This window comes from Nonlabens sp. Asnod2-A12 (genome assembly GCF_045063745.1).
GTDB lineage: Bacteria > Bacteroidota > Bacteroidia > Flavobacteriales > Flavobacteriaceae > Nonlabens > Nonlabens xylanidelens.
Genome location: NZ_JBEFOB010000003.1, coordinates 1,541,712 through 1,564,905 on the forward strand (window position 1 = coordinate 1,541,712; position 23,194 = coordinate 1,564,905).

Consider the following 23,194-nt stretch of genomic DNA (forward strand, 5'->3'; position numbering starts at 1 on the left):
CATAAAAATGGTTAGAGATTACTTAAACGCTTACTTTAGAACAATTTCATTTATCTTTTTAATCTTGTTCGGTATTTATGCGATACTTACTATAGGTTCAGAAGAATACTTAAAATCATTTGTCATTTCTTTTTCATACACCTTACTGCCAGTTGTAGTAGGTAACATTCCCATCGCCTGGCTTTATTATTACATCCATAAAAAATTAACTAAATGAAACTAACTCCTTTTCACCTAGCTATTCCTGTTAAAGAAATCACCACTACACGTGCGTTTTATCGCGATACATTAGGCTGTAAAGAAGGACGCAGTTCTGACCATTGGGTAGACTTTGATTTCTTCGGCCATCAACTAGTTATACATGTGACAGAAGAGGCTCAAAAAGCAGCCATTAATGCCGTAGATGGCAAGGCCGTTCCTGTTCCTCATTTTGGTGTCGTTCTAGAATGGGATATTTTTCACGCTTTCGCGAAAGCGGTAAAAGAAAAAGGAATCAAATTTATAATCGAGCCGTATATAAGATTTGAAGGACTACCAGGCGAGCAAGCCACTATGTTCTTTCAAGACCCAAGCGGAAATTCATTAGAATTTAAGTCTTTTAAGGACTTTGATCAAATATTTGCATCATGAGACTATTCAGAAAAAAAATAAATTTACCTGACGAAGACTACACTCTAGAGACCGTAGAACAGACTACTGTCGCAGATGTGGATGACGCGATAGAAAAAGAAGAAAGTATTACTTCTACTATTGCAAATTCTGGCTTTTTAAAAAAATATGCCAAGCTAGGTAAGATCATGTTTATGATGATTAAAGATTATCGTAAAGGCATTTATACGAACATCCCATGGTTTACCATTGCTGCCATTACTACAGGATTATTATATGTTTTTAGCCCCATAGACCTTATCCCAGATTTTATTCCAGGATTAGGATTTATAGATGACCTAACAGTCCTCTCCTTTGTAACCGGATGGATCGAGACCGACTTACATAGATATCTAGACTGGAAACTTAAGGAAGATTCTTATTTAGAAGAGTAAATCCATTTTTACTGATAGTAACACGAAACTCAAGCTGAAAATCCTTATTTGATTTCCTACATAAAAAGTATCAATTATTTTTTATCACATAAGAGTACTCAATCTTTGCTAACAGTTTATTATTTTTTGAAAAGTACTCTGTTTTATCAGCGAGACCGTTAGGCAGAAAAGTTTCTTTAGTTCTACCACCTTTTTCAAATTTAAGTTTAATACCATAAAGGTAGCCTGTACTATTTTTCAAGTTAAAAGATGTTTTTTCATTGACTTCGTTACATTCATAACAGTCCAATTTCTCACCATTTTCAAATCTCTTAATACAATTTCCCTTTTTCTGATATGTAAATACTTTATGAAAAGTCCTTATACCTGAAGTATTGTATCTTGAGTTAGATATCAATTCACCGTCTTTATTATAACTCCATTTTTGGTCTACAGATCTTTTACCATGTGTAATTCTATAAAGAATACTATCATTAAAATTTCTATCCCTAATCCATTTTTGATGAACTAATGTATCTCCTTCAGCAGATATTTGAAACAATTCAATCGATCGATTTTTCTTGTTCTTGACAGTATTAATACTATACTTCAGGTCACCTTTTTCATCAAAGCTTTTACCAAACTTGGTAGACCCATCTTCTGAGAATTCATAATTAGTCTCCTTTTTTAGAGTCCCATCAAGGTTATTAATTTTAAAGCGAACCAAGTTTCCATATTCATCAAATTCTTCAACTAGAAAAGATTGATCAACCAAAGAATCATTTTCGTATTCAAAGGCGCGTATGATTTTTTCATCTATTCTATTAACTATCAACACATCTCTTTCTTTATCCTGAGAATATCCTTGCACAACAAAGAGTAAGGTGAGTAAAATTGATAGATATTTCATAAAGTCATTATGTAATTACAATAGATATACTGATACTATTTAGAAGAGTAAACCAATTCCCCATTACTGTAAGTAGCACTAACTTTCAAATTAGGGACTTGTTCTATAGCAACTTCCATTAAATCTTTATCTAACATAATAAAGTCGGCTGCCTTTCCTATTTCCAGACTACCTTTTTCATTTTCTTCAAAATTAGAATAAGCTGCCCAAATGGTCATACCTCTTAAAGCTTCTTCTCTTGAAAGAGCCTGGTCTGCACGGAAACCATTTTCTGGAAAACCGCTGGTGTCTTTTCTTGCTACTGCGGCATAAAAGGTCAAAAACGGATTTACCTGCTCCACAGGGTAATCAGTACCTAGAGCTAGCATATTAGACATACCCAAAAGCTTCTTATAAGCATAAGCTCCTTGAATGCGCTCTTCTCCTACTCTATCTTGCGCCCAATACATATCGCTAGTAGCATGCGTAGGCTGCACCGACGGAAGTATATTTTCTGTATCAAAAAACTCAAAATCTACTGGATCAACGATTTGAGCGTGTTCTACTCTCCATCTTCTGTCTTTTTTATCACTAAGTAATTCCTTATAGTTTTTTAAAACCACATAATTAGCACTATCACCTATCGCATGGGTATTCATCTGGTAGTCTGTAGCGGCAATACGCTCTGCAATACCTCTGAAATCTTTTACACTGCTTAATAAGGCACCATAATGATCGTGTTTATCTGAATAGGATTCTTTCATTGCAGCACCGCGACTACCTAGAGCGCCGTCTGCATAGAACTTTACCGATCTTACATTTAGGTGATTTGTTTTTACCACTCCTTTATTTAAATAATAATCTAAGTTTTCTGGCGTGTTAGAAATCATCGCATAGATCTTCATTTTTAAAGTTCCATCTTGTTGTAGGCTATCTATAAGTTCTATGGTAGAACGCATTAAACCAGCGTCATCTACCGTAGTAATTCCATAACCGAAGTTGATCTCCTGAGCATCCATTAAAGATTTAATAGACTCTTCGGTAGTTTCTGCAGGGAAAACCGCTTCTACTAATTCCATAGGGTTATCTACTAGTATTCCTGTCAACTTTCCTTCTTTAATTTCAATAGCTCCACCGAATGGATCTGTATCCACAGTAATACCAGCTAATTTCAAAGCGGCATCGTTTGCAATCATCGCATGACCATCTATTCTTGTTAAGGCAACTGGAATGTCTGGAAATAATTCATTAAGCTTTTCATTAGTAGGAAATTCTTTTACATCCCAATCATTTTGATCCCAGCCACGTCCTATAATAAAGCTTTTGCTATTCTTTTCTTGGAAATTTACAACCTCTTGTATCACCTCATCATAGCTAGACGTACCGACTAGATCTACACGCTGTAATTGTTGTCCTAAACCATAAAAATGACAGTGAGCATCTATTAAACCGGGATAAATAAACTTACCAGAAGCATCTATAGTTTTAGCAGCCTTTAAGGTTTGAGCTTTTAAATCTTCCTGGCTACCTACAAAAACAACTTTACCATCTTTTACTGCCATAGCAGTAGCTGTAGAGAAGTCCTTATTTACAGTATAAATTTGAGCATTTTCAATTATGAGGTCTGCTGTGATTTGTTCTTTCTCTTGACAAGAAATAATCAACACAAGCGCTAGTAAGGAAAGTATTTTTTTCATGATGTGAAAATAAGCCACAGAAACTATTAAAACAATTAATTACTGCAGCTTGTATACATGCTGACAATTATAGTTTTTAAACATAAAAAAAACTCACTCAAAAGTTGATTGAGTGAGTTCTGTATTTGAATGAGTTTACTAGCTATTTAATTGTTCCGCTTTCGCGAAAGCGGAATTAAAACAATTTTAAAAATCAAATTTATAAACTGCTCCACCCATAATCTGTAAATTTTGAACTGGGTAATCTAAGTAATATTCATAGTTACCACCTGTAAGATTCTGACCTCTTAAAAAGGCAGTTAATTTAGGATTTATTTTATAATTAACGTCTAGATTAAGATCTACAAAAGAATCAAGAGTCTCTGCTCCTACTCCATTTCTGAAGGCATCTCTCTCACCAACGAAGTAAAGTGTTGCTCCTACATTCCATTTTTCATTGATCTCATAATTCCCCACAAGGTCTGCAGTGAATTCTGGTAAATGAGAAGCTACGTTATTAAAAGCATCTCCTTCTGAAACGTCATAACTAAAACCGGTCGCATTTAAACTAAGGTTAAATGCGGTATTCACATCATAGCTTAATGTCGCTCCATAAAGTGTTGTATTTAAATCTGCATATTGTGTGTAGAACACGTTTCCATATTCATAAGCTTCTAGACCTGTAGTTGTGGTTGCTCCTACTCCTTTATTATAAAAAGACTTGCTCTCTTCTATCTTATAACCACCGAATACTTTGTACCCAAAGTTTTCAGATATTTTACCTTTAAAACCTAATTGAGCATCTAACAATCTGCTAGTAGGTATCACGTCTATTGCTGGTGCTAGAAAAACATTTTCTGCGGCAAATTGCTGTAATGAATTCATATCTAGACCACCACCTAAGGTAACATATGGAATGAATTTTTCTTCTACTACGATATAACTTGCTACCACATCTGGATAAACGTACACATCACTTTCTGATGCCTCGCTATTGTTAAGGTAGTTAACCGTCGCACCTAATTTTACTTTATAATTATCTCCATAAAGGTTGATCGATGGATTTAACCCTGCTTTTAAGTACGTGTACTCGTCTGCTGCTGGAATTAAACCTTGTGTATCAAAACTACCGCTCAAGTAATCTAGCTCTACTCCTAGTGCAACCTCTGTATCCAAAATATCAAAACCTAATTGAGGTTGTGCATTAAAGCGTATCTCACTACCGTCATTGCTCGATGTGGTACCAGTAAAGTTAACATCTACGCCTTTAAAAACACCGTCAAAGAAAGTTGCTTTACCGCCTAAAGCATAAGATAGGTAGTTAAAAGCAACGTCTGTATCTTCTGTCAATAGGTTAAGTCCGTTTTCATAATCTCCATACCAGTTTGCTGTTTGATATCTAGCACCTGCTGTGATTCCCCAATTCATATCTCTGGTACGTTTTCCATAAGAAACATCTAGTGAGGTGTCCGAGTAAGAATCGTCTGCAATAGCTTCGTCTATACCTCCTTGAGAAGAGTTATGATTAAAGAAAACTCCTAGATCACTATCTCTATCTAACTCAAAGTTGGCAGCAAATTCACCCAAAACATTAATGTAATTACCCAACCCTAAACGTGCATAGTTTTTAAAGTACTTAGCCTTTTGAGTAGGTTTTAATCTGGACAGACCAGTTTTAGCCGGAGTAAATGTACTGGCTACAGGAATAGAGAAAATACTATAAGTAACCGGTTTCTTTTTCACCTTAGTTGTATCACTAAAACTTGGGTTACTTTTTACCTTAAAAGCATCGCTTATGGTAGGATCATAGGCTTTTACCACCGTAATCGTACCACCGTTTAAACGATCTTCCTCTTCTTCTGTAGTTTGTGCAGTAGCGATAGTTGCAGTTAACGCAACTATTGCTAGTGATATATATTTTATATTGAAATTCATTGTTTGCTAGTTTTGACTTGTCGGTACGACAGATGAATTTGTTTTTGCAGCTTCATTTTTAATCTTATTCAGCTCGCTTTGTGCAGTTGCTACTACTTCTGGATATTGTGTGAAATTTGAAATCACAGCGTCAAGAATAGTAGTTGCATTAAGAGTTTGATTTAAGGCAGCATAACTTTTTGCCATAACCACAAGACCTTTTGCACTCCACAACTTATAACCACCATAGTTCTTACTTAAACCATTTACTGTAGCAATAGTTGCATCGTGATTTCCTTCTTTATTCTCAAAGTAGGCTTTATAATAAGTAGCCTCTGCAGCAAGACTACCAGTTGCTGTCTCTCTTACTTTTTCATAACCTGCTTTTGCAGCGGCTTCATCACCTTGTTTCCATGAAGAACGTGCGATAATAATTTCGGCATCAGACTTTACATTATTCTCGATACTAGAATCACTTAATACTTTGTTTGCATAAGTAACAGCTTCAGCATACTTCTCTGTCTCATAATAAGCCTTCATTAAGTTAGACTGTGCATAAATGATGTTCTGAGGGAAATCTGCCAGTTGTTCTAACTGTTTCATAACAGGAATAGCTTTTACATAATCCTTAGTCCCTAAATGAATTTCACTTAACCTAGCCAGTGCTTGTTCTGTAAACTCACTTCTTTCTTTGGCAGTTACAAACTCATAATGAGAAATACTTTCTGACTTCTTGTTTTGTGAGAATAAGGATTGTGCAAGGTAGAAGTGTGCTTTTAAAGCATGTTTACCATTAGGAAATTGCTTTAAATACTTATCCATTTCTCTTGCAGTTCCTTTCATATCACCTTGAATAAATGGCTGCTCTGCACTTTCATAAGCCGTGTCGTCTAGCTCATTATCTGTAACCTCAACTCCATCTAGACCTCTTACCCATACGGCATAATCGTTAGTACGACCTTGATCTATATACACCTGTCTGGCACTACTTATAGCTTGCACTGCTTGTGGAGTACCTGAATATTTATTTGCTACTTGTTTAAACACCGTTAAAGACGCATCTAGATTACCATCATTATATAACTGTAATCCTTTACGCATCATTGCCTGAGAAGTGTAACTACTATTAGGATATTCTGCAATTAGCTTATCATAGGTACTAATACCTTTAGAAACCTGGTTGGTATTGATATAGGTATTACCTAATTCGTACATCACGTCATCTCTATATTTTGAAGATTTAAATCTGGTAACAAAACCTTCTAGGTCTTCTATCTTACGGTCATTTTTCTGTACAAATCCATAAGAAATAGCCTTTTGAAATGCTGCATAGTCAGAATTAAAACCATTCATCTCGATAGCTTTATTATAAGCTTCCATTCCAGGCCAGTATTTTTTAGTCACAAAGTTTGCGTCACCTATTCTTAAATAAGCATCGTTTAACCTAATTCGATCGTTGCTTGCGTCCGACTGATTTGTATAAGCGGTAAAAGAAGAAATTGCTGCGTCATACTTTTTCAATTTAAACTCTGTATAACCCATATCATAATTATACAAATCGTCTTCTTCTATGGCAGTACTCATTTTATTTGCTGCTTTAAAATTAGAATAAGCACCTGTAAAATCATTGAGCTGGTACATACTTTCTGCCTTCCAGAAAGTTGCTTTTTTCTTAAGTTCAGGATCTGTAATATTATCTATCGCTTTATTCAAATTACCTAAGGCATCTTGGTACTCTCCAGCTGTAAATAAATTAAGACCGTAGTATAAAGCTACTTTACCATAAACTGCCTCGTTCCCTTTTATTCTGCCATCTTCTAATAAGTTAATTGCCTCATTATAATTCTTTGAAGTAAAATAAGAGTCTATTAGAAATTCATTCATCTCTTCGTTCTTATCTGTTGCAGGGTATTTTTCTAAATAAGCAAGAATAACCGCTGGCACACTATCGTATGGATTCCCATTTTCATAACTAAGCTTTGCATAGTTATAAGAAGCATCTTGCGCTATTTGAGCATCTAGATCCATCTCACTTGCTTTCTTAAAAGCATTAAGAGCATCTTCATTACGATCTAGTTTAATATAACTTTGACCCAAATGGTAATAGGCATTTTGAGCAGTAGCATTCTCACCATCAATAATTTTATTAAAAGTCTCTACCGCTTTTTCAAAGTTACCCTGCTTGTAATAAGCATAACCTAGCTGATAATAATCATTATTATTCCACTTACCACGTACACCTTGATACTTTTCTAGATAAGGTAAAGCCTCTGTATAATTTTCTTTGTTAAAAAGAGATTGTCCTATAATACGGTTTAATTCTGATTGTTCTTTGCGGTTAGATTTAGCCAATTGTTTTTTTGCTAGCTCTATTGCTTTATCAAAGTTTCCTAATTTGTAATTTAGGTCTGCTTGATAATAAGAAAGTTTCTCATCTGTCTCTGGAGACTCACCTACTTCATCAAAAAGATCGCTAGCTTCTTGCAATTCATCACCTTCATAAGCTATGTAACCTAGATAATATTTTGCTTTACTACCATATTCAGGATCATCACTTACACGGTTTAAGAAAGGTTTTGCCTCATCATACTTTTTAGACTGCACAAGAGTATAACCTGTATTAAAGTAATAACGGTTAGCTTGCTTTCGCGAAAGCGTGCTCTTATCCACCTTTTGATACCATATTGCGGCTTTTCTATAATCACCATTATCAAAATAGTAATTTGCTACATCGATAACAGCAGAGTTTTTCTTTGTAGATGTAGGATATTCTTCTACAAAATTTTCTACTAATGCGTCTGCATTACGCTGGTTTAAACGTACAGCACAATTTGCGATATAATAAGATGCATTCCCTTTAATCACCTCATCACTAGAGGCGTCGAGCACTTTTTCAAACAGTCTTTGCGAGGCCAGATACTGGTCTTCTTGATAAAGATCTATCGCCTGATTGTAAATAGCCAGGTCGTCGGTAAATATTTTGGACTGTTGTGCGTTAGTTATACCAGTGATACTGATTATAAACAACAGCGCCATTGTTAGTTTTCTCATAATAAGAAGGATTCTAATTGTTAGAGTAAAATTATGATTTCCTAAGCTAGAACGTCTTAAAACCTCATTAATTATTCATAATCTTATCCACATCTTGATTAACTTTACATCAAATAATTTTATCCATGTCAGATCACGTTTTATCATTAAGCAAAGTAGATGTCTTCCAGAAAGATAACCTCATTCTAAAAAATGTGAATCTGGAAATAGGAAAAGGAGAATTTGTATATCTTATAGGTAAGACCGGTAGCGGTAAAAGTTCTTTAATGAAAACCCTTTATGGCGATATACCGCTTAAAAAAGGAGAAGGAACTATAGTAGACTATGATTTATCTAGCTTGCGCGAAAAAGAAATTCCTCACCTGCGACGTAAACTAGGAGTGGTTTTTCAAGACTTTAAGCTATTAACTGACCGTACGATCAACGACAATTTAAAATTTGTCCTTAAAGCAACAGGCTGGAAAGGTAAAAAAGAAATGTCTACACGTATCGAGGTAGTACTAGATAAAGTAGGCATGAAGACTAAAGGTTTTAAATATCCGCACGAACTTTCTGGAGGTGAGCAACAACGCATTGCGATAGCAAGAGCATTACTTAACGAGCCAGAACTTATCATTGCAGACGAACCTACTGGAAATCTAGACCCACAAACCAGTGTGGAAATAATGGAAGTTCTTCAACAAATTAATAAGAATGGTAATACCATTCTCATGGCAACTCATGATTATGCCTTAATTCTTAAATACCCATCTAAAACACTTAAATGTGATGATGGTGAAATTTTTGAAGTAGTCCAAAAAGCGGTATAACCCAGCTATTTTCCATGTCAGAAAAAAAGAAACCTTTCTTCAGTATCATCATACCTACTTTTAATGTAGAAAAGGTTCTCGATAATGCCATTAACAGCATTAAAGTACAGTCCTCACAAGACTACGAAATTATAATAGTAGATGGTGGTTCTACTGACAACACGTTACAGCTGATAGAATCATACAGAGACGACACTGTTGTATTGCGTTCTATTTCTGAAAAGGATCGCGGTATTTATGACGCTATGAATAAAGGTGTAAAAATGTCTCAAGGTCATTTTTTATACTTTTTAGGAGCTGACGATTACCTTCTAGATAAAAACGTACTTAGTGATATAAAAGAACATGCACTACTCCATCCTGTAGATGTTATTTATGGAAATGTAAATAGTCCTAAACTAGGCAATCATTATGCTGGTAAATTTACCGACGCAGCTATTTTTCATAAAAATATATCGCACCAAGCTATTTTCTTTAAAAGAAACGTTTTTGACCTTGTTGGCTTCTATAACTTATCCTACCATGTACATGCAGACTGGGTACACAATATGGAATGGTTCTTTCATAAAACCATAAAACATAGATTCATCGATAGAGATATCGCTTATTTTAGCGATGGCGGATACAGCGCTGTTAAAAAAGATCATACCTTTAGAAAACATATTTTTAAACTGTATTACAAAAATGCTAGGAATAGAAATTCTGTTTTAAGAACGCTTCTCTTAATCACCAAAGGAGTTTACTCAAGAATAAGTAGATGATGGACCATAGATTCTTAACTATTATACCGCTTTACAATAAAGAAGCTGCTATAGAAAGAGCTATTACATCTGTTCTATCACAAACCGTTGCAACCGATTTATTAATTATTAACGACGGCTCTACAGACGATAGTTTATCCATTGCAAGCGAGTTTGAGAGTGAATCTGTCATGATCATATCACAAGATAATCAAGGAGTAAGCAACGCAAGAAATAAAGGCATCTCTTATGCAAAATCTAACAATTATGATGGCATCCTATTTCTAGATGCAGACGATTATTGGGAAACGAACCATGTAGAAGAACTAACTAAAAGCATTTTAAAGTTCCCTAACGCTACGGTGTTTGCAAATAATTATAAAATAAAGAAAAGCGCTACTACATTTGAAGCAACTCTATTTTCTAATTTAGAAACTGATACTTCTAGAGAACTAGATGATTTCTTTACCTACAACTATCTTAATTCTATATTGTTCTCTTCTAGTTTTGGGTTTAAAACTAGCATTACCTCACTTTATAATGAAGAGATAACACATTCTGAAGATATCGATTTTTATGTACAACTAGCTTTACATGAAAAGATCGCATTTAACCCTACAGTTACTGTCATAAAAGATGAAACTGCAATAAACAGATCTCATCTCATAAATTTAAAAAACAGAACTTATACTGATTTTGATAACTATGAAAAGTTCACATCCCATCATAAGGGCTTAAAGAAATTTCTAGACATCAATAGATATGCACTTGCCATAGAATTAATCATGGCAAATCAAAAAGAAAAAGCTCAACAATTAGTTAGTAAAATGGACTTTTCTAATTTAACAGCAAAACAACAAAAGTTACTTAAATTAAGCAGCTGGCAATTAAAATTATTAAAGAGAGTACATCACAGATTATCTAATTCTGGATTAAGAATTAGAACCGGTCGCTAGATAGAAATCTTCTTTTTCTCTTATGTAATCAGATTCTTCAAATTCATGAGAAGCAAGAACCAGGCACATCGCACCACTAGAGAAGTCGGCAAGCTCACGCCATACCATGGTAGATATTAATAAACCTTTATCTGGTTTATTTAAAGTTATTGTTTCTTTTACTTTACCGTTATCTAATTCCACCGTAAAACTACCAGATACAGCGATCAATAATTCTAGACATTCTTTATGTGCATGACCACCGCGATGGGAATCACTAGGCACGTCGTACAAATAATAAACACGCTCTATTTTATAAGGAATCGTATCTTTTTCTAGCACCGCGAGATTACCACGAGGGTCTGTAATTTTAGGAATGTCTATAATCTTATAATCCATAAATCAAATATACTATTGTTTCACATCATTCTCATGAGGTCTTTTAAAACCACTCACATAATCATTTGCGCCTTGTTGAAACACCATCATTTTATGCCATAAAACACTTAAAGATCTTTCATAACCTTTGCGCCACAAAAAGAAAACATATTTAAAAGAATAAAAAACTGCTGTAATTGCATTTCTCCTGCCCGCTAAGGCACCTCGTGCATAAATTAATCGGTCTGACAGCACCTCATCACTACTAGTAACTGCATCGTGCTGCACTATAGTCTCTGGTACAAAACCTATTTCTAAATTTTTACCCAGCACCTCTTCTAAGAAAACTAAATTTTCAGAATCCTGAAATTGTGCACCGAGACCAAATCTTTCATCAAACCTTAAATTTAATTGTACGATCTCTTTTCTTTTGAAAGTAATTTCTGGAGATAGTACTGGGATGATTGTTTTAGGATCATGCCTGTAAAAAGATTTCTTATAATCATAAAAACCTTTACCGCTAGGTGTGATAGTTTTAAAGGTTAGTACCGTATCCAGATACTCGTTATGTGCCGCTACTACTCTACTTATCGCATCAGTTTCAATAATGCAATCGTCGTCGAGTATCCAGCACAAATCTTTTGTAGAATTTTCAATAGCTAGATTACGGCTTTTACTTAAACCCATCTCTCTCATAGGAATCACTCTAATGTTCTCATGAATGGAGATCAACTCACTATCAAGAGACTGATTAACAATCAACACATGAGCATTTATACTATCAAGAGACTGCTTAAACATAGTTTCTAGAAATGAAAAGTCGCTACGATTCATAGTCGCAATGAGAATTTCTAGATCTTGGTTTGTGTATGTAGGCAACTGCTTATCTTTACCTCAAATATACTTCTATATGCGCATATTGCTCGTAGGTGAATACAGTGGTTTTCATAATTCCTTAAAACATGGTCTGCAACAGCTAGGTCATGAAGTAAACATTGTAGGCGATGGTGATGGTTTTAAGCGTTTCTCTGTAGATATAGAAGTAGGTAGTACGTATTTTGAACAAAGCTGGTTACATCGCAAAATAAAAGTAGGCTGGTGGAAACTGACAGGCTATAACCTAGAAGATAGATTGAAATTAGCACGCTTTCGCGAAAGCGAGAATCTTCTAAAAAACTACGATATCGTACAGTTTATCAATTCCAACCCATTTGGGTGCGAGCCGGCTGTAGAACGTATCATGCTGGATTTTCTAATTAAAAATAATCAAAAGTCCTTTTTAATAGCCTGTGGTGACGACTACGAATATGCCCGATTTCTTACAGAAGAACATGAGGGTTACAATATTTTAGACTCGGTACACAGAGGACATCTTCAAAAACAGCAATTGTTTCACACGTATAAATATCTAGGTAACGGTTACCGAGATAATTATTATAAAGTACTAGAAGCCTCTCAAAAAATAATACCTAGTAATGTAGATTATGCGATGGCTCTAAAACAGCAGGATAAGGCAACAGCTATAATTCCTGCAGCTATAAACCATTCAAAATTTCAATTAGAATTAAATACAGATCTCTCACAAATCCAAATATTTATGGGAATCAACAGAGGTAATTATTGGAAAAAGGGAATCAACTATTTTGAAGAAGCGTTAGAAATTGTAAAGAAGAAATACGGTAATAAAGTCTTTATTACGATAGCAGAAAGCCTACCCTATCAAGAATATATTACCAAATATAAAAACGCCCATATTTTACTAGATCAAGTATTGTGTTATGATCAAGGTTACAATGCACTAGAGGCTATGGCGCAGGGAAAGGTTGTTTTTTCTGGCGGTAGTTCTATCTATTTAGAAGCGCATGATCTAGCCTCTGTTCCTGTAATGGACGCGAGACCAGATGTGGATTATTTAGTAAATCAATTATCTATTCTCATTGATAACCCACGAGACATTCTAGAAATAGGAAAAGCCGCTAGGAAACATATTCTAGACCATCACGACAGTATTATGATAGCACGAGCATATCAACAACATTACCTTAACATCGGATAGGATTAAAAATAAGGTTACCGATTTTAAATAAATCGTCAAGGTAAAACAGAGACTTATGGTACATTACAAAAAAAGAAAACTTGATTGAGTTTTTTTTTGGACCTTAGGGGTTTTGAGTGAATCTAAAAAGGCTCTAAAAATCAAATTGATATTTAGAGCCTTTTTTTTCTATAAAATTCTAGTTAGAATTTACTTTATTTATTTTTCCACTGAATGTCTATACCAGCAAAATCCTGAGCTGTTTGCTCTTTAGCTTGTTTAGGAATTACACATTCAAATTCTAATGCTACTTCTAGACCATCATCTAGATAGAATAACATAGTTTCTTCTCCTTCATAATCACAAATTACTACGGCATGAATTTCATGCACAGCAAAATATTCGTCTTTAATTTCTTGAGGTTCTACAAATTCAAAATAATGTAAAACTTGCGCTCCTTTAAAATAATCTATTTGCTGTAAGTAAAGATCTTTTTCCATGCAGCAAAGGTAAGATTAAAGGAATTAAAAAAGCCAGTTCATAAGAACTGGCTTTTTTAAAATAATTTCAAATCTTAAGGCTGTTTGATCAAAATCATATTTTCAGGAACTGAATATTCATGAATACAATTGCTTGTCGAGCCATTGTATTCACTATTACCCATTCTTCCTCGATTAAAATATAATGTCCCTAGAGTCTGTTGCCCACTAACACTATTAGAAGTGGTTTTATATGTAATATTAAAACTATTCGTAAAAGGTAATTTACAACTATTATCAAAAGACTCCCTATAAACACTCGATATTTGAGTATAACCATAATCAGATATGGATGAAGCTGTTGTCTTGTAAATATTAGTCACTTCCATTTGACTTAAAGTACTCCAAAAGCCTGGATCTGACTCTTTAACAAGCACACCGTTTTCATAAACTTTATACTCTATGCTTAATTTATCAACAAATATCTGAGATGAAATAAATTTTACACGTGTTTTTTTAGCTATGATAATTTCAATCTCAATACCATTATCAGAGTATTTCCATAAACCAACGAACTTGTTTAGATCGTTGTGGATATCCTTATAATAATCTCCAGCTTGAGCTTCACTAGATGGGAGTCCAACTTTTTTAAGTGTTCTTAAATCGTATATTGTATTATACGAAGTATTTGAAAGTAAGATTAATCCTAATATAAATAAGAAAAGTTTTTTCATAATTAATTTTTAATTTGTTAGTTGAATCCAATCAATTACAGTTCCATCATCATTTAAACTTGCTTTGAACAAAATTAAACTATCATTTAATTCGTAATAATCCATAACAAATGAAATATTCGCTTCATATAAATTTTGATATATTAAAGTATTTCTGTCATCATTTGTGATTAAATACTCTCTTGTCAAATTAAGCTGATTGATATAATCGTATTCTTGTTAATGTAATTGAGATACAAAATAAAGAATCACTACGAAAGGCATTAAAATAAAAAACACACTAAAAAAAAGTATACTCTTATAACGTTGCCAATTTGAAAAAACCAGAATAACACCAAACACCCCTAAAACCCAACTAAATAAAAAGAAAGCTGTTAATATAAACTCCAATATTTTAGCGATTTGCGAACTCAAATAGAGAAGCAAGAATAAAAATGGCAACCATAGCAAAGCCGAAGTTTTAAAAAACTTATTCATACAACAATATTAAAACAAAAAAAGCCAGTTCATAAGAACTGGCTTTAAATTATAATTTGAGCTCAATTAATCTCTTATTAATGTCACCTCGCTTAAATTTCTTAGAGGACCAGTATCCGAAGTGTTTCCATCATCACAACCATTATTAAAAGCAATTTGTCTTTCACTTTCTATTCGCCAGAACAACTCTCCCGTTGTAGCATTACCTTGACTATCAGTAGATGGTACATCTTGATAAGTTAGTTGCAGATTTGTTGCTATTGATCGAAGGCAACTACCATCTGAAGTAGGTTCATAATATGATAAAAATATATGATTTAAAATATTAGATGTTCTTGGTCCATTAGGAATTCTATAATCAACAAAATCATTACTTTGAATTGTTAAAAATTGATAATCTGAAGAATTATAATTGATGATCAACTGATTATTCTCATATAACTTATAATTCACACTTATAAGATCTTGATAATGTTGTAGCCCATCATCAATTCTTAGCATTCTAATTTCTGGAACTCTGATTAATTTTTGAATAGAAACTTCCAGTTTTTTATTACCTATTTCTAGAGTCCACTCTCCTACAAATTTATCAAGATCATTAAAAGTATCTTTAAAATAAGTAGATTCAGTCCTATCATCTAGCGATAAATTTCTCGCATCTCTCAAGTTAATTTCTACTTGCGCTAACATTGAGATAAAAACTAAATTAGCAACAATTGTTAACACGATTTTCCTCATAGTCTTAAATAGCTGTACACTGTTTAACAAAGCATAAATATTGATGAATATAAAACAAAATATGAATCAAATTATTGCCGCCGATCAAAACAACATCCAATCATATTCTTAAAACAAAAAAAGCCAGTTCATAAGAACTGGCTTTTACTTTTAATACAACAGCTTAAAATTAAACCGTACGATTTACATCAAACGCTTCTAGCAATTGTGCCACACGTTGAACAAACTGTCCACCTAACGCACCATTTACTACTCTATGATCGTAACTATGAGATAAGAACATTTTCATTCTTATACCGATGAAGTCACCTTCTGGTGTTTCAACAACAGCAGGCACTTTTCTTATCGCACCTAGAGCAAGAATACCTACTTGTGGCTGATTGATGATAGGTGTTCCTAACACAGATCCAAAAGTACCTACATTAGTTACCGTATACGTACCGCCTTGAGTATCGTCTGGTTTTAATTTTGCATTTCTAGCCCTGTTAGCTAGGTCGTTTACTGACTTTGCCATACCTACTAGATTTAATTGGTCTGCATTTTTAATAACAGGCACAATTAAGTTACCATCTGGTAAAGCAGCAGCCATACCTAGATTTATATTTTTACGTTTAATGATTCTATCACCATCTAGCGCGATATTCATCATCGGGAATTCTTTTAAAGCTTGTGCAACTGCTTCCATAAAAATAGGTGTAAAGGTCAGGTTCTCACCTTCTCTTTGTTTAAAACCATCTTTATGTTTCTTTCTCCAGTTCCAGATATTAGTCACATCACACTCAATAAAACTTTGAACGTGTGCACTAGTCTGTACTGACGCCACCATGTGATGAGCAATCAGTTTACCCATGCGTGACATTTCAATAATTTCATCTTCTCCATTTACAGACACCGGAGCAGCCTTTGCAGCTGGTTTAGAAACCGCAGCTGCTACAGGAGCAGCAGTCTTTGCAGGTGCAGCAGTTTTACCTGCTTTCTTATCTGCAACATATTGTAAAATGTCGTTTTTAGTAACACGACCATCTTTACCTGTACCAGAAATTCCTTCTAACTCTGTAAGAGATATATTTTCTTCTTTTGCGATATTCTTTACAAGTGGAGAGTAAAAAGAATCACTATCTGTATAATCTACATTTTCTGTAACCTGAGAGATTTGCTTTTCTACTTCAGTCGCAGCAGCTTTTATCTCTTTAGGTGCAGTAACAGTAGTTTCTGGAGCAGCAGTTGTCGCTCCACTATCATCACCGTCAGTTTCTATAATTGCAATAGTCTGGCCTACTTGTACCACATCATCTACTTGAAATAAAATCTCAACAAGAGTTCCATCTACCTCACTAGGCACTTCACTATCCACCTTATCTGTCGCTATTTCTAAAACAGGCTCGTCCATTTCTATGGTGTCGCCTACATTTTTAAGCCAAGAAGTTATTGTAGCCTCAGCTACAGATTCTCCCATTTTAGGTAATTTAAGTTCAAATTTTGCCATAACTAATAAGGTACTATTACGTTTTAATTATTTTGCAAAAGTACTAATTAAACAGTTTACAATTGCGGATTATTCATTGATATGGGAATATTTTAAGAATCACTTATCGATTTTGCAGTGTTTACAAAGATCTATTACACAATTTTCATTATTCCACGTGATTTACTGCTATCACTGCCTATATAGAAGGTTTTATTCTGATTTAGAAATCTATAAGTCCCTTCTGTATTTTTAGACATATAACTTATCATTTCTTCAAATTTTAAAGAATTCAAATCCCAAAGCACACTCTTATTCAGCCTATTGCAATATTTAAGCAATTCTATAGACGTTCTAGAGTCTACATTTTGTATTTGAAGCGCAGGATCTTCGGTAACGAGTATGAATTCTTTTTCTTCTTGGACAGTTTCGGTCGTTCTTGTGCCTTTAATGACTATCATACTACTTATTAAAAGGTCTATTGCCTTTTTTTCTAAGGTAGATTGTTTAAAATACTTATCGTAAAATAACCCCATGGCTCCATAAAATCTTTTTAAATAGACTTTATCTTTCACCGTACTTTCTCCTTTAAAATGAATCACTTTTTGATCACCTAGGTAATAATTATCATACCCTTTTTGAAGTGCCGTGTAACTTAAATCGATGTCCTCTCCATACATAAAGTAACGCTCGTCAAAACCACCGCAATCTTCATAAACACTTTTCTTACAAAACATAAAAGCTCCTACTAGCACATCTACTTTGCCTCTTTCATTTTGACCAACCTCATTAAAATAATAATTATTGTCGTTGCCCAGCATTTTTTGTCTCGCGACTTTAGGTGTAGGAACATGTCGTTTACTTTCTGGCAAGTATTTACCAGCTCCATCTATAAGCTGGGTTCCTAAAAAGCCTGCTTTGGGTTCCGCTTTCGCGAAAGCGAGACACTCTTCAAAAACCATCTCTCCTACTATCGTATCTGGATTTAAAATACACAAATATTCCCCTAGAGTTTGATCTACAGCGAGGTTATTCCCTTTAGAAAAACCATAATTTTCTTTATGTGCTATCACTTTTATACGATCACCATAAACAGAGGCTAACATCTCAAGGCTGTGATCTGTAGAATTATTATCTGCCACGATAATCTCTGCATCTAGATTTTTAACAGCTCGCATCACACTATAAACGCACAGCTCAAGAAAAGCTGCTGCGTTATAATTAAGTATGATTATGGATAATTGCAAGAATTAGTTTTTTAATGAATTCTCATAAGGAACGCGATGTAAGATACTTCTTCCTAGCGTTACCTCATCGGCAAACTCTAACTCATCTCCTACGGCTATTCCTCTCGCGATGGTAGAAGTGTTGACTTCTAGTCCATCGAGTTGTTTAAAAATATAGAAGTTAGTAGTATCACCTTCTATGGTTGGACTCAGTGCAAAGATAATCTCGGTAACGCCATCATTTTTCACTCGATCTACGAGTGATCTCACTTTAAGATCTTGTGGACCTATTCCATCCATAGGACTTATTTTACCTCCTAAAACATGGTACAAACCACGATACTGACTCGTGTTTTCTATAGCCATCACGTCTCGTATATCTTCTACCACACAAACGATGGACTGATCGCGGTTGTGACTGGCACAAATCTCACAAATCTCTACATCACTTACATTATGGCATTTTTTACAAAAATTAAGATCGTGTCGCATCTTTAATAAAGCATCAGATAACGCATCTGTATTATGCTCTGGCTGGCGCATTAAATGCAACACCAGTCGCAATGCCGTGCGTTTACCTATGCCAGGTAATTGCGATACTTGATCTACCGCTTCTTCTAATATTTTTGAGGAAAAATTCATGATAAATGAATCATCGCAAAAACAGCATAATTAATCATGTCTTGATAATTTGCGTCGATACCTTCTGACACTAGTGTGGCACCTTCATTATCTTCAATTTGTTTTACTCTCAATAATTTTTGAAGAATCAAATCAGTTAAAGAGCTTACTCGCATATCTCTCCATGCCTCACCATAATCATGGTTTTTATCCATCATTAACTGTTTAGTAATCGCAACATGATGGTCGTACAATGCAACAGCCTCTTCTAGTTCTAGATCTGGTTGCTCTACCACACCTTTTTCTAGTTGTATAAGTGCCATTATGGAATAATTAATAATGCCTATAAATTCACTTTCCTGGCCTTCGTCCACCTTTGTTTCTGCAAGAGTTTGAAGACCTCTTATGCGCTGTGCTTTAATAAAAATCTGATCTGTAAGTGATGGCAAGCGTAAAATGCGCCATGCACTACCATAATCCTTCATTTTATTAGAAAACAAATCACGACATCGTGTGATAACTGCATCATATTGCTGGCTGGTTTGCGACATAAGGGCTATAAATTTTGCGTAAATTTCGCATTTAAAACTCAATTAACCATATTTCATGGCGACTATAAATTGCACGGGCACACTAATCGACCTTTCTACACCTCACACCATGGGTATTGTGAACTGCACACCAGACTCTTTTTATGATGGCGGCAGGCTTAAAAATGACGCTGCTATTTTAAACCAAGTAGAAACCATGCTAGATGCTGGCGCCACATTTATAGATGTAGGTGGCTACAGCTCCAGACCAGATGGTACGGACATCTCTGTAGAAGAAGAGTTATCTCGAGTTCTCCCAGTTCTTGATTTGATAACAGCTCGTTTTGATATTAAAGGTTTAAGTTGTGACAGCTTTCGCGAAAGCGTAATAGAAAAGGCTATTAATCACGGAGCGACTATCGTGAACGATATAAGCGCTGGTCTTTTATCTGAAAACACGTTACAAACTGTGGGAAAAGCCAAAATCCCCTACATCATGATGCACATGCGTGGTACTCCACAAACCATGAAAACCATGACCGATTATGAAAATATGGTGGTAGAAATAAATCGTTATTTTTCTGAACGTGTTGCTGCTGCAAGAGCTTGCGGAATTAATGACCTAATTATAGATCCAGGTTTTGGTTTTGCAAAATCTACCCAACAAAATTTTGAATTGCTCTCTGACCTAGATCTTTTAAAAGCTCACAGACTACCTATTCTAGCTGGAATATCTCGTAAATCAATGATTTACAAAACCCTTGATAGCACCGCACAAGAATCTCTAAATGGAACAACAGCCCTAAACATGGTGTGTTTAATGAAAGGCGCAAAAATTTTACGTGTGCACGATGTTAAAGAAGCGATGGAAACTATAGCGTTGTATAACCAGTTAACGGTAAATTAATTATATTTTAGCTACATGGAACTTCCTGGATTTAGAATAATAGATTTAATAGACATACTGCTAGTCGCAGCTGTGGTCTTTTACTTATACCGCCTGGTTAAAGGTACCGCAGCGCTCAATATTTTTATAGGAATTTTTATTATCTACTTGATTTATCAATTAACGGTTTTCATGAAAATGGAAATGTTGAGTCAGGCATTAGGCGCTGTTACTGGTGCTGGTGTGGTTGCTCTAATAGTGGTATTTCAACAAGAAATAAGACGTTTTCTTTTAATGCTAGGTTCTACAAAATTCACTTCTCGCAGGCGATTTTTTAAACAACTACGCATTTTTCAAGAAGAACAAGACAACAATCATATGGTTGTGGATGAGATCGTTAAAGCTTGTAAAAAAATGAGCTCTACTAAAACTGGCGCATTAATAGGTATTAAGAGAGATGGCTCTTTAGAATTTGTTAAAAACACTGGAGACGATCAAGACATTTTAGTAAACTCTTCTATCATACAAAGTATTTTCTATAAGAACAGTACGCTACACGATGGCGCGATGATAGTAGAAGGTAATAAGATTACAGCTACACGAGTGATATTACCTGTATCTGAAAACAGAAAGATACCTCAACGTTTTGGTTTGCGACACAGAGCGGCTTTAGGTTTAACTGAAAGAAGTAGTGCTATCGCATTAATAGTAAGTGAAGAAACTGGTCAAATATCTCTTGTTCATGAAGGCGAGTTTGAATCATATACTGACACAGATGAACTAGCTGCCAAAATCAAATCTCACCTCGCTTAATGGAACGTAATTGTAAAAACTGTAAAAAATTACTTTATGCGCAACAAAATTATTGCTCGCATTGTGGTTCTAAATGGGTAGAATATAGATTAACCCCTCGTAAAATAACAGCCGAGTTATCTAATCGATATTTAGGAACTGACAATGTTTTTCTAGTTACCATTTTAGGTTTACTGCGCTATCCTGAAGATGTAATAAATGGCTATATAAGTGGCCAACGCAAGAAATATGTAAACCCCATTAACTTTTACTTAATCAGTTTATCTCTAGTAGGTTTACAAATTTTTTTATTAAGGCATTTTGCACCAGACACTTTAGGGATGAATGTAGCCGAAATAACAAATGTTCAAAATAATACCGGTCAAAGCTTAGAAAATTTTACAGATTTTTTTTATGACTACATAGGTGCTTTTACTACATTTTTCTTACCGGCCTATGCGTTATCAGGTTATATAGTCTTCTTAGATATTAGAAAATACAATCTTACTGAGCATTTGATTTTATACGTTTATGTATTTGGCCTTGTTAACATAGTTACTTTTCTGGCCACGCCTCTTATGATTGGTTTTGACATTCCTTATCAAATCGTATCATTAGGACTGACGCCTTTAATTTTTTTACAAGTCGCCTGGTATTATAAAAGGTGCTTTAAACTAGATGTACAACAAACTGTTTTAAAAGGACTGCTTGCAATTATCGTATTCAACGTTATCTCTGCTATTTTAATGATCATTGTAATTATTATTGCAGTTGCTCTCTTATTCTTCTTCAACTCAGACCTACTCAATACAGCTGCTGCTCATTAAAAATCTATGGAAAGAAATTGTAAAAACTGTGCCGACCTTATTTATGCAGGGAAATCTCATTGCTCTGGTTGTGGAGCAAAATGGATAGAAAATCGCATTACAATGAAGCAGGTAGGTAACGATTTTGTCGATATGTACATAGGTATAGACACTAAATTTGCACGTACGTTTCTAGATCTTTTTAGAAAACCAGAAGCGGTCATACTAGGCTATATGAATGGACGCCGTGTTAATTATATGGATGCGGTGAGATACATGTTACTAGCTTTGTTTGTTACAGGAATCTATATGTTTATCATGCGCAGCTCTGGAGCACTGGATCAATACCTACAAGATTTTCAAAGTGGCTGGGCACGGCAAGGAAGTCATGGAAATGATGCAAATATGATAGAGTTTCAAAGAAAAACATCTGACGTTATTTTTGATTATTTAGGAATAATAACATTGTCTAGTATTCCATTACTAGCGCTTATAGGTCGTATTACTTTTTGGGGAAAACGCTATTTTAATTTTACAGAGCAAATTGTTTTTTATCTATACACCTTTGCGCAAATTACCATTGCAACAACTCCTATCAGTTTAATTCTCTTGTGGATAAGTCCAGAAGTATTTACGTATTGGTCTTTCATGACCTATCCTATAATGTTTATATACAATGCTTATTGTTATAAAAAATGTTTTCAGTTAGATCTTCAAACAACTATTTTAAAATCGCTAATTGCTGTATTAGTATTAAGTGTAATGGCGATTCTTATTTTTTTCTTATTGATAATATTAACAATTATAACATTGCTTATTGCAGATAAAGTTTTGGGCTATGATTTAAGCGCCTTTTTACCTCAAAAATAAAAAACCAGTTATCGTCTAGAAGTTAAAAATCTATGGAAAGAAATTGTAAAAACTGCTCTCAAATGATATACTTGGAACAGAATTTCTGTTCACATTGTGGTGCAAAATGGTTGGAAAATCG

Annotated in this window: 24 protein-coding genes; 11 read left to right on the forward strand and 13 right to left on the reverse strand. The window is 34.5% G+C overall.

The genetic code is table 11. The features are described from left to right. Positions 1-7: 7 nt before the first annotated feature. From ACJJVJ_RS07140 to ACJJVJ_RS07150, 3 genes are read left to right on the forward strand one after another with little or no spacing between them, the layout of a single operon-like run. Complete coding sequence (locus ACJJVJ_RS07140; RefSeq protein ID WP_405369700.1) at positions 8-217, forward strand: hypothetical protein; 210 nt, start codon at positions 8-10, stop codon at positions 215-217. After that, a complete protein-coding gene (locus ACJJVJ_RS07145) occupies positions 214-630 on the forward strand; it encodes a VOC family protein (protein ID WP_104516069.1) in 417 nt (138 codons plus the stop codon). Before ACJJVJ_RS07140 ends, ACJJVJ_RS07145 begins: the two co-directional genes overlap by 4 nt. Further along, positions 627-1,043 (forward strand): YkvA family protein, encoded by a 417-nt coding sequence (locus ACJJVJ_RS07150; protein WP_405369701.1) that lies wholly within the window; start codon positions 627-629, stop codon positions 1,041-1,043. Before ACJJVJ_RS07145 ends, ACJJVJ_RS07150 begins: the two co-directional genes overlap by 4 nt. 70 nt (positions 1,044-1,113) lie before the next feature. Here the strand turns inward: ACJJVJ_RS07150 and ACJJVJ_RS07155 are convergent, their stop codons facing one another. From ACJJVJ_RS07155 to ACJJVJ_RS07170, 4 genes are all read right to left on the reverse strand, one after another. Beyond that, positions 1,114-1,932, reverse strand: coding sequence for a hypothetical protein (locus ACJJVJ_RS07155; RefSeq protein WP_405369702.1), 819 nt, complete (start codon positions 1,930-1,932; stop codon positions 1,114-1,116). A 35-nt stretch (positions 1,933-1,967) separates the two neighbouring features. After that, on the reverse strand, positions 1,968-3,608 hold the full coding sequence (locus ACJJVJ_RS07160; RefSeq protein WP_405369703.1) for an amidohydrolase: 1,641 nt from the start codon (positions 3,606-3,608) through the stop codon (positions 1,968-1,970). Positions 3,609-3,794: 186 nt separating this feature from the next. Continuing rightward, positions 3,795-5,522 (reverse strand): hypothetical protein, encoded by a 1,728-nt coding sequence (locus ACJJVJ_RS07165; RefSeq protein WP_405369704.1) that lies wholly within the window; start codon positions 5,520-5,522, stop codon positions 3,795-3,797. Positions 5,523-5,528: 6 nt separating this feature from the next. Continuing rightward, positions 5,529-8,552, reverse strand: coding sequence for a tetratricopeptide repeat protein (locus ACJJVJ_RS07170; protein WP_405369705.1), 3,024 nt, complete (start codon positions 8,550-8,552; stop codon positions 5,529-5,531). 125 nt (positions 8,553-8,677) lie between these two features. Here ACJJVJ_RS07170 and ACJJVJ_RS07175 point away from each other — a divergent pair, with 125 nt between their 5' ends. The 3 genes from ACJJVJ_RS07175 to ACJJVJ_RS07185 are packed head-to-tail and all read left to right on the forward strand — an operon-like array spanning position 8,678 to position 11,057. After that, positions 8,678-9,361 carry a cell division ATP-binding protein FtsE gene (locus ACJJVJ_RS07175; protein WP_405369706.1) on the forward strand — a complete coding sequence of 228 codons (684 nt, stop codon included), beginning with the start codon at positions 8,678-8,680 and terminating at the stop codon, positions 9,359-9,361. A gap of 14 nt (positions 9,362-9,375) precedes the next feature. Further along, a complete protein-coding gene (locus ACJJVJ_RS07180) occupies positions 9,376-10,122 on the forward strand; it encodes a glycosyltransferase family 2 protein (protein WP_405369707.1) in 747 nt (248 codons plus the stop codon). Next, entirely contained in the window at positions 10,119-11,057 is a 939-nt protein-coding gene (locus tag ACJJVJ_RS07185; protein ID WP_405369708.1) for a glycosyltransferase family 2 protein, read from the forward strand. Before ACJJVJ_RS07180 ends, ACJJVJ_RS07185 begins: the two co-directional genes overlap by 4 nt. On the opposite strand, the gene ACJJVJ_RS07190 is transcribed toward ACJJVJ_RS07185, so the two are convergent. Together ACJJVJ_RS07190 and ACJJVJ_RS07195 are read right to left on the reverse strand one after the other, a co-directional pair. Further along, complete coding sequence (locus tag ACJJVJ_RS07190) at positions 11,034-11,435, reverse strand: sugar 3,4-ketoisomerase (protein WP_405369709.1); 402 nt, start codon at positions 11,433-11,435, stop codon at positions 11,034-11,036. The two genes, ACJJVJ_RS07185 and ACJJVJ_RS07190, sit on opposite strands and share 24 nt — an antisense overlap. A gap of 12 nt (positions 11,436-11,447) precedes the next feature. Continuing rightward, positions 11,448-12,293, reverse strand: a complete 846-nt coding sequence (locus ACJJVJ_RS07195) for a glycosyltransferase family 2 protein (protein ID WP_405369710.1) — start codon at positions 12,291-12,293, stop codon at positions 11,448-11,450. Positions 12,294-12,324: 31 nt separating this feature from the next. Here ACJJVJ_RS07195 and ACJJVJ_RS07200 point away from each other — a divergent pair, with 31 nt between their 5' ends. Further along, positions 12,325-13,470: a glycosyltransferase gene (locus ACJJVJ_RS07200; protein ID WP_405369711.1), complete on the forward strand. Its 1,146-nt coding sequence runs from the start codon at positions 12,325-12,327 to the stop codon at positions 13,468-13,470. A 194-nt stretch (positions 13,471-13,664) separates the two neighbouring features. Here the strand turns inward: ACJJVJ_RS07200 and ACJJVJ_RS07205 are convergent, their stop codons facing one another. The 7 genes from ACJJVJ_RS07205 to ACJJVJ_RS07235 form a co-directional block, all read right to left on the reverse strand. Then, positions 13,665-13,949 carry a hypothetical protein gene (locus ACJJVJ_RS07205; RefSeq protein WP_104516057.1) on the reverse strand — a complete coding sequence of 95 codons (285 nt, stop codon included), beginning with the start codon at positions 13,947-13,949 and terminating at the stop codon, positions 13,665-13,667. 74 nt (positions 13,950-14,023) lie between these two features. Further along, on the reverse strand, positions 14,024-14,662 hold the full coding sequence (locus ACJJVJ_RS07210) for a DUF6705 family protein (RefSeq protein WP_348116185.1): 639 nt from the start codon (positions 14,660-14,662) through the stop codon (positions 14,024-14,026). Between the two features lie 543 nt (positions 14,663-15,205). After that, positions 15,206-15,877 (reverse strand): DUF6705 family protein, encoded by a 672-nt coding sequence (locus ACJJVJ_RS07215; RefSeq protein ID WP_405369712.1) that lies wholly within the window; start codon positions 15,875-15,877, stop codon positions 15,206-15,208. Between the two features lie 169 nt (positions 15,878-16,046). Then, complete coding sequence (locus ACJJVJ_RS07220; protein ID WP_405369713.1) at positions 16,047-17,363, reverse strand: dihydrolipoamide acetyltransferase family protein; 1,317 nt, start codon at positions 17,361-17,363, stop codon at positions 16,047-16,049. 134 nt (positions 17,364-17,497) lie between these two features. Further along, positions 17,498-18,589, reverse strand: a complete 1,092-nt coding sequence (locus ACJJVJ_RS07225; protein WP_405369714.1) for a glycosyltransferase family 2 protein — start codon at positions 18,587-18,589, stop codon at positions 17,498-17,500. Between the two features lie 3 nt (positions 18,590-18,592). Further along, positions 18,593-19,210, reverse strand: a complete 618-nt coding sequence (recR, locus tag ACJJVJ_RS07230; protein WP_104516052.1) for a recombination mediator RecR — start codon at positions 19,208-19,210, stop codon at positions 18,593-18,595. Beyond that, complete coding sequence (locus ACJJVJ_RS07235; protein ID WP_348116191.1) at positions 19,207-19,740, reverse strand: DUF1599 domain-containing protein; 534 nt, start codon at positions 19,738-19,740, stop codon at positions 19,207-19,209. Before ACJJVJ_RS07235 ends, recR begins: the two co-directional genes overlap by 4 nt. A 55-nt stretch (positions 19,741-19,795) precedes the next feature. Here ACJJVJ_RS07235 and folP point away from each other — a divergent pair, with 55 nt between their 5' ends. Genes folP through ACJJVJ_RS07255 form a run of 4 tightly spaced genes read left to right on the forward strand, consistent with a single transcriptional unit; the run spans position 19,796 to position 23,073 of the window. Continuing rightward, positions 19,796-20,626, forward strand: a complete 831-nt coding sequence (gene folP, locus ACJJVJ_RS07240; protein WP_405369715.1) for a dihydropteroate synthase — start codon at positions 19,796-19,798, stop codon at positions 20,624-20,626. Between the two features lie 15 nt (positions 20,627-20,641). Continuing rightward, positions 20,642-21,418: a diadenylate cyclase CdaA gene (gene cdaA / locus ACJJVJ_RS07245; protein WP_104516049.1), complete on the forward strand. Its 777-nt coding sequence runs from the start codon at positions 20,642-20,644 to the stop codon at positions 21,416-21,418. Then, positions 21,418-22,224 carry a DUF3667 domain-containing protein gene (locus ACJJVJ_RS07250; RefSeq protein WP_405369716.1) on the forward strand — a complete coding sequence of 269 codons (807 nt, stop codon included), beginning with the start codon at positions 21,418-21,420 and terminating at the stop codon, positions 22,222-22,224. Before cdaA ends, ACJJVJ_RS07250 begins: the two co-directional genes overlap by 1 nt. Before the next feature lie 6 nt (positions 22,225-22,230). After that, positions 22,231-23,073: a DUF3667 domain-containing protein gene (locus ACJJVJ_RS07255; protein ID WP_405369717.1), complete on the forward strand. Its 843-nt coding sequence runs from the start codon at positions 22,231-22,233 to the stop codon at positions 23,071-23,073. Positions 23,074-23,194: the final 121 nt, after the last annotated feature.

What these genes read in the sequence shown, in the direction of transcription:
- ACJJVJ_RS07215 (WP_405369712.1), bottom strand. Translation starts at nt 15,877, where the DNA reads ATGAGGAAAATCGTGTTAACAATTGTTGCTAATTTAGTTTTTATCTCA.
- ACJJVJ_RS07140 (WP_405369700.1), top strand. Translation starts at nt 8, where the DNA reads ATGGTTAGAGATTACTTAAACGCTTACTTTAGAACAATTTCATTTATC.
- ACJJVJ_RS07160 (WP_405369703.1), bottom strand. Translation starts at nt 3,608, where the DNA reads ATGAAAAAAATACTTTCCTTACTAGCGCTTGTGTTGATTATTTCTTGT.
- ACJJVJ_RS07190 (WP_405369709.1), bottom strand. Translation starts at nt 11,435, where the DNA reads ATGGATTATAAGATTATAGACATTCCTAAAATTACAGACCCTCGTGGT.
- ACJJVJ_RS07185 (WP_405369708.1), top strand. Translation starts at nt 10,119, where the DNA reads ATGATGGACCATAGATTCTTAACTATTATACCGCTTTACAATAAAGAA.
- cdaA (WP_104516049.1), top strand. Translation starts at nt 20,642, where the DNA reads ATGGAACTTCCTGGATTTAGAATAATAGATTTAATAGACATACTGCTA.
- ACJJVJ_RS07250 (WP_405369716.1), top strand. Translation starts at nt 21,418, where the DNA reads ATGGAACGTAATTGTAAAAACTGTAAAAAATTACTTTATGCGCAACAA.
- folP (WP_405369715.1), top strand. Translation starts at nt 19,796, where the DNA reads ATGGCGACTATAAATTGCACGGGCACACTAATCGACCTTTCTACACCT.
- ACJJVJ_RS07220 (WP_405369713.1), bottom strand. Translation starts at nt 17,363, where the DNA reads ATGGCAAAATTTGAACTTAAATTACCTAAAATGGGAGAATCTGTAGCT.
- ACJJVJ_RS07155 (WP_405369702.1), bottom strand. Translation starts at nt 1,932, where the DNA reads ATGAAATATCTATCAATTTTACTCACCTTACTCTTTGTTGTGCAAGGA.
- ACJJVJ_RS07175 (WP_405369706.1), top strand. Translation starts at nt 8,678, where the DNA reads ATGTCAGATCACGTTTTATCATTAAGCAAAGTAGATGTCTTCCAGAAA.
- ACJJVJ_RS07145 (WP_104516069.1), top strand. Translation starts at nt 214, where the DNA reads ATGAAACTAACTCCTTTTCACCTAGCTATTCCTGTTAAAGAAATCACC.
- ACJJVJ_RS07200 (WP_405369711.1), top strand. Translation starts at nt 12,325, where the DNA reads ATGCGCATATTGCTCGTAGGTGAATACAGTGGTTTTCATAATTCCTTA.
- ACJJVJ_RS07170 (WP_405369705.1), bottom strand. Translation starts at nt 8,552, where the DNA reads ATGAGAAAACTAACAATGGCGCTGTTGTTTATAATCAGTATCACTGGT.
- ACJJVJ_RS07180 (WP_405369707.1), top strand. Translation starts at nt 9,376, where the DNA reads ATGTCAGAAAAAAAGAAACCTTTCTTCAGTATCATCATACCTACTTTT.
- ACJJVJ_RS07255 (WP_405369717.1), top strand. Translation starts at nt 22,231, where the DNA reads ATGGAAAGAAATTGTAAAAACTGTGCCGACCTTATTTATGCAGGGAAA.
- ACJJVJ_RS07150 (WP_405369701.1), top strand. Translation starts at nt 627, where the DNA reads ATGAGACTATTCAGAAAAAAAATAAATTTACCTGACGAAGACTACACT.
- recR (WP_104516052.1), bottom strand. Translation starts at nt 19,210, where the DNA reads ATGAATTTTTCCTCAAAAATATTAGAAGAAGCGGTAGATCAAGTATCG.
- ACJJVJ_RS07210 (WP_348116185.1), bottom strand. Translation starts at nt 14,662, where the DNA reads ATGAAAAAACTTTTCTTATTTATATTAGGATTAATCTTACTTTCAAAT.
- ACJJVJ_RS07235 (WP_348116191.1), bottom strand. Translation starts at nt 19,740, where the DNA reads ATGTCGCAAACCAGCCAGCAATATGATGCAGTTATCACACGATGTCGT.
- ACJJVJ_RS07205 (WP_104516057.1), bottom strand. Translation starts at nt 13,949, where the DNA reads ATGGAAAAAGATCTTTACTTACAGCAAATAGATTATTTTAAAGGAGCG.
- ACJJVJ_RS07165 (WP_405369704.1), bottom strand. Translation starts at nt 5,522, where the DNA reads ATGAATTTCAATATAAAATATATATCACTAGCAATAGTTGCGTTAACT.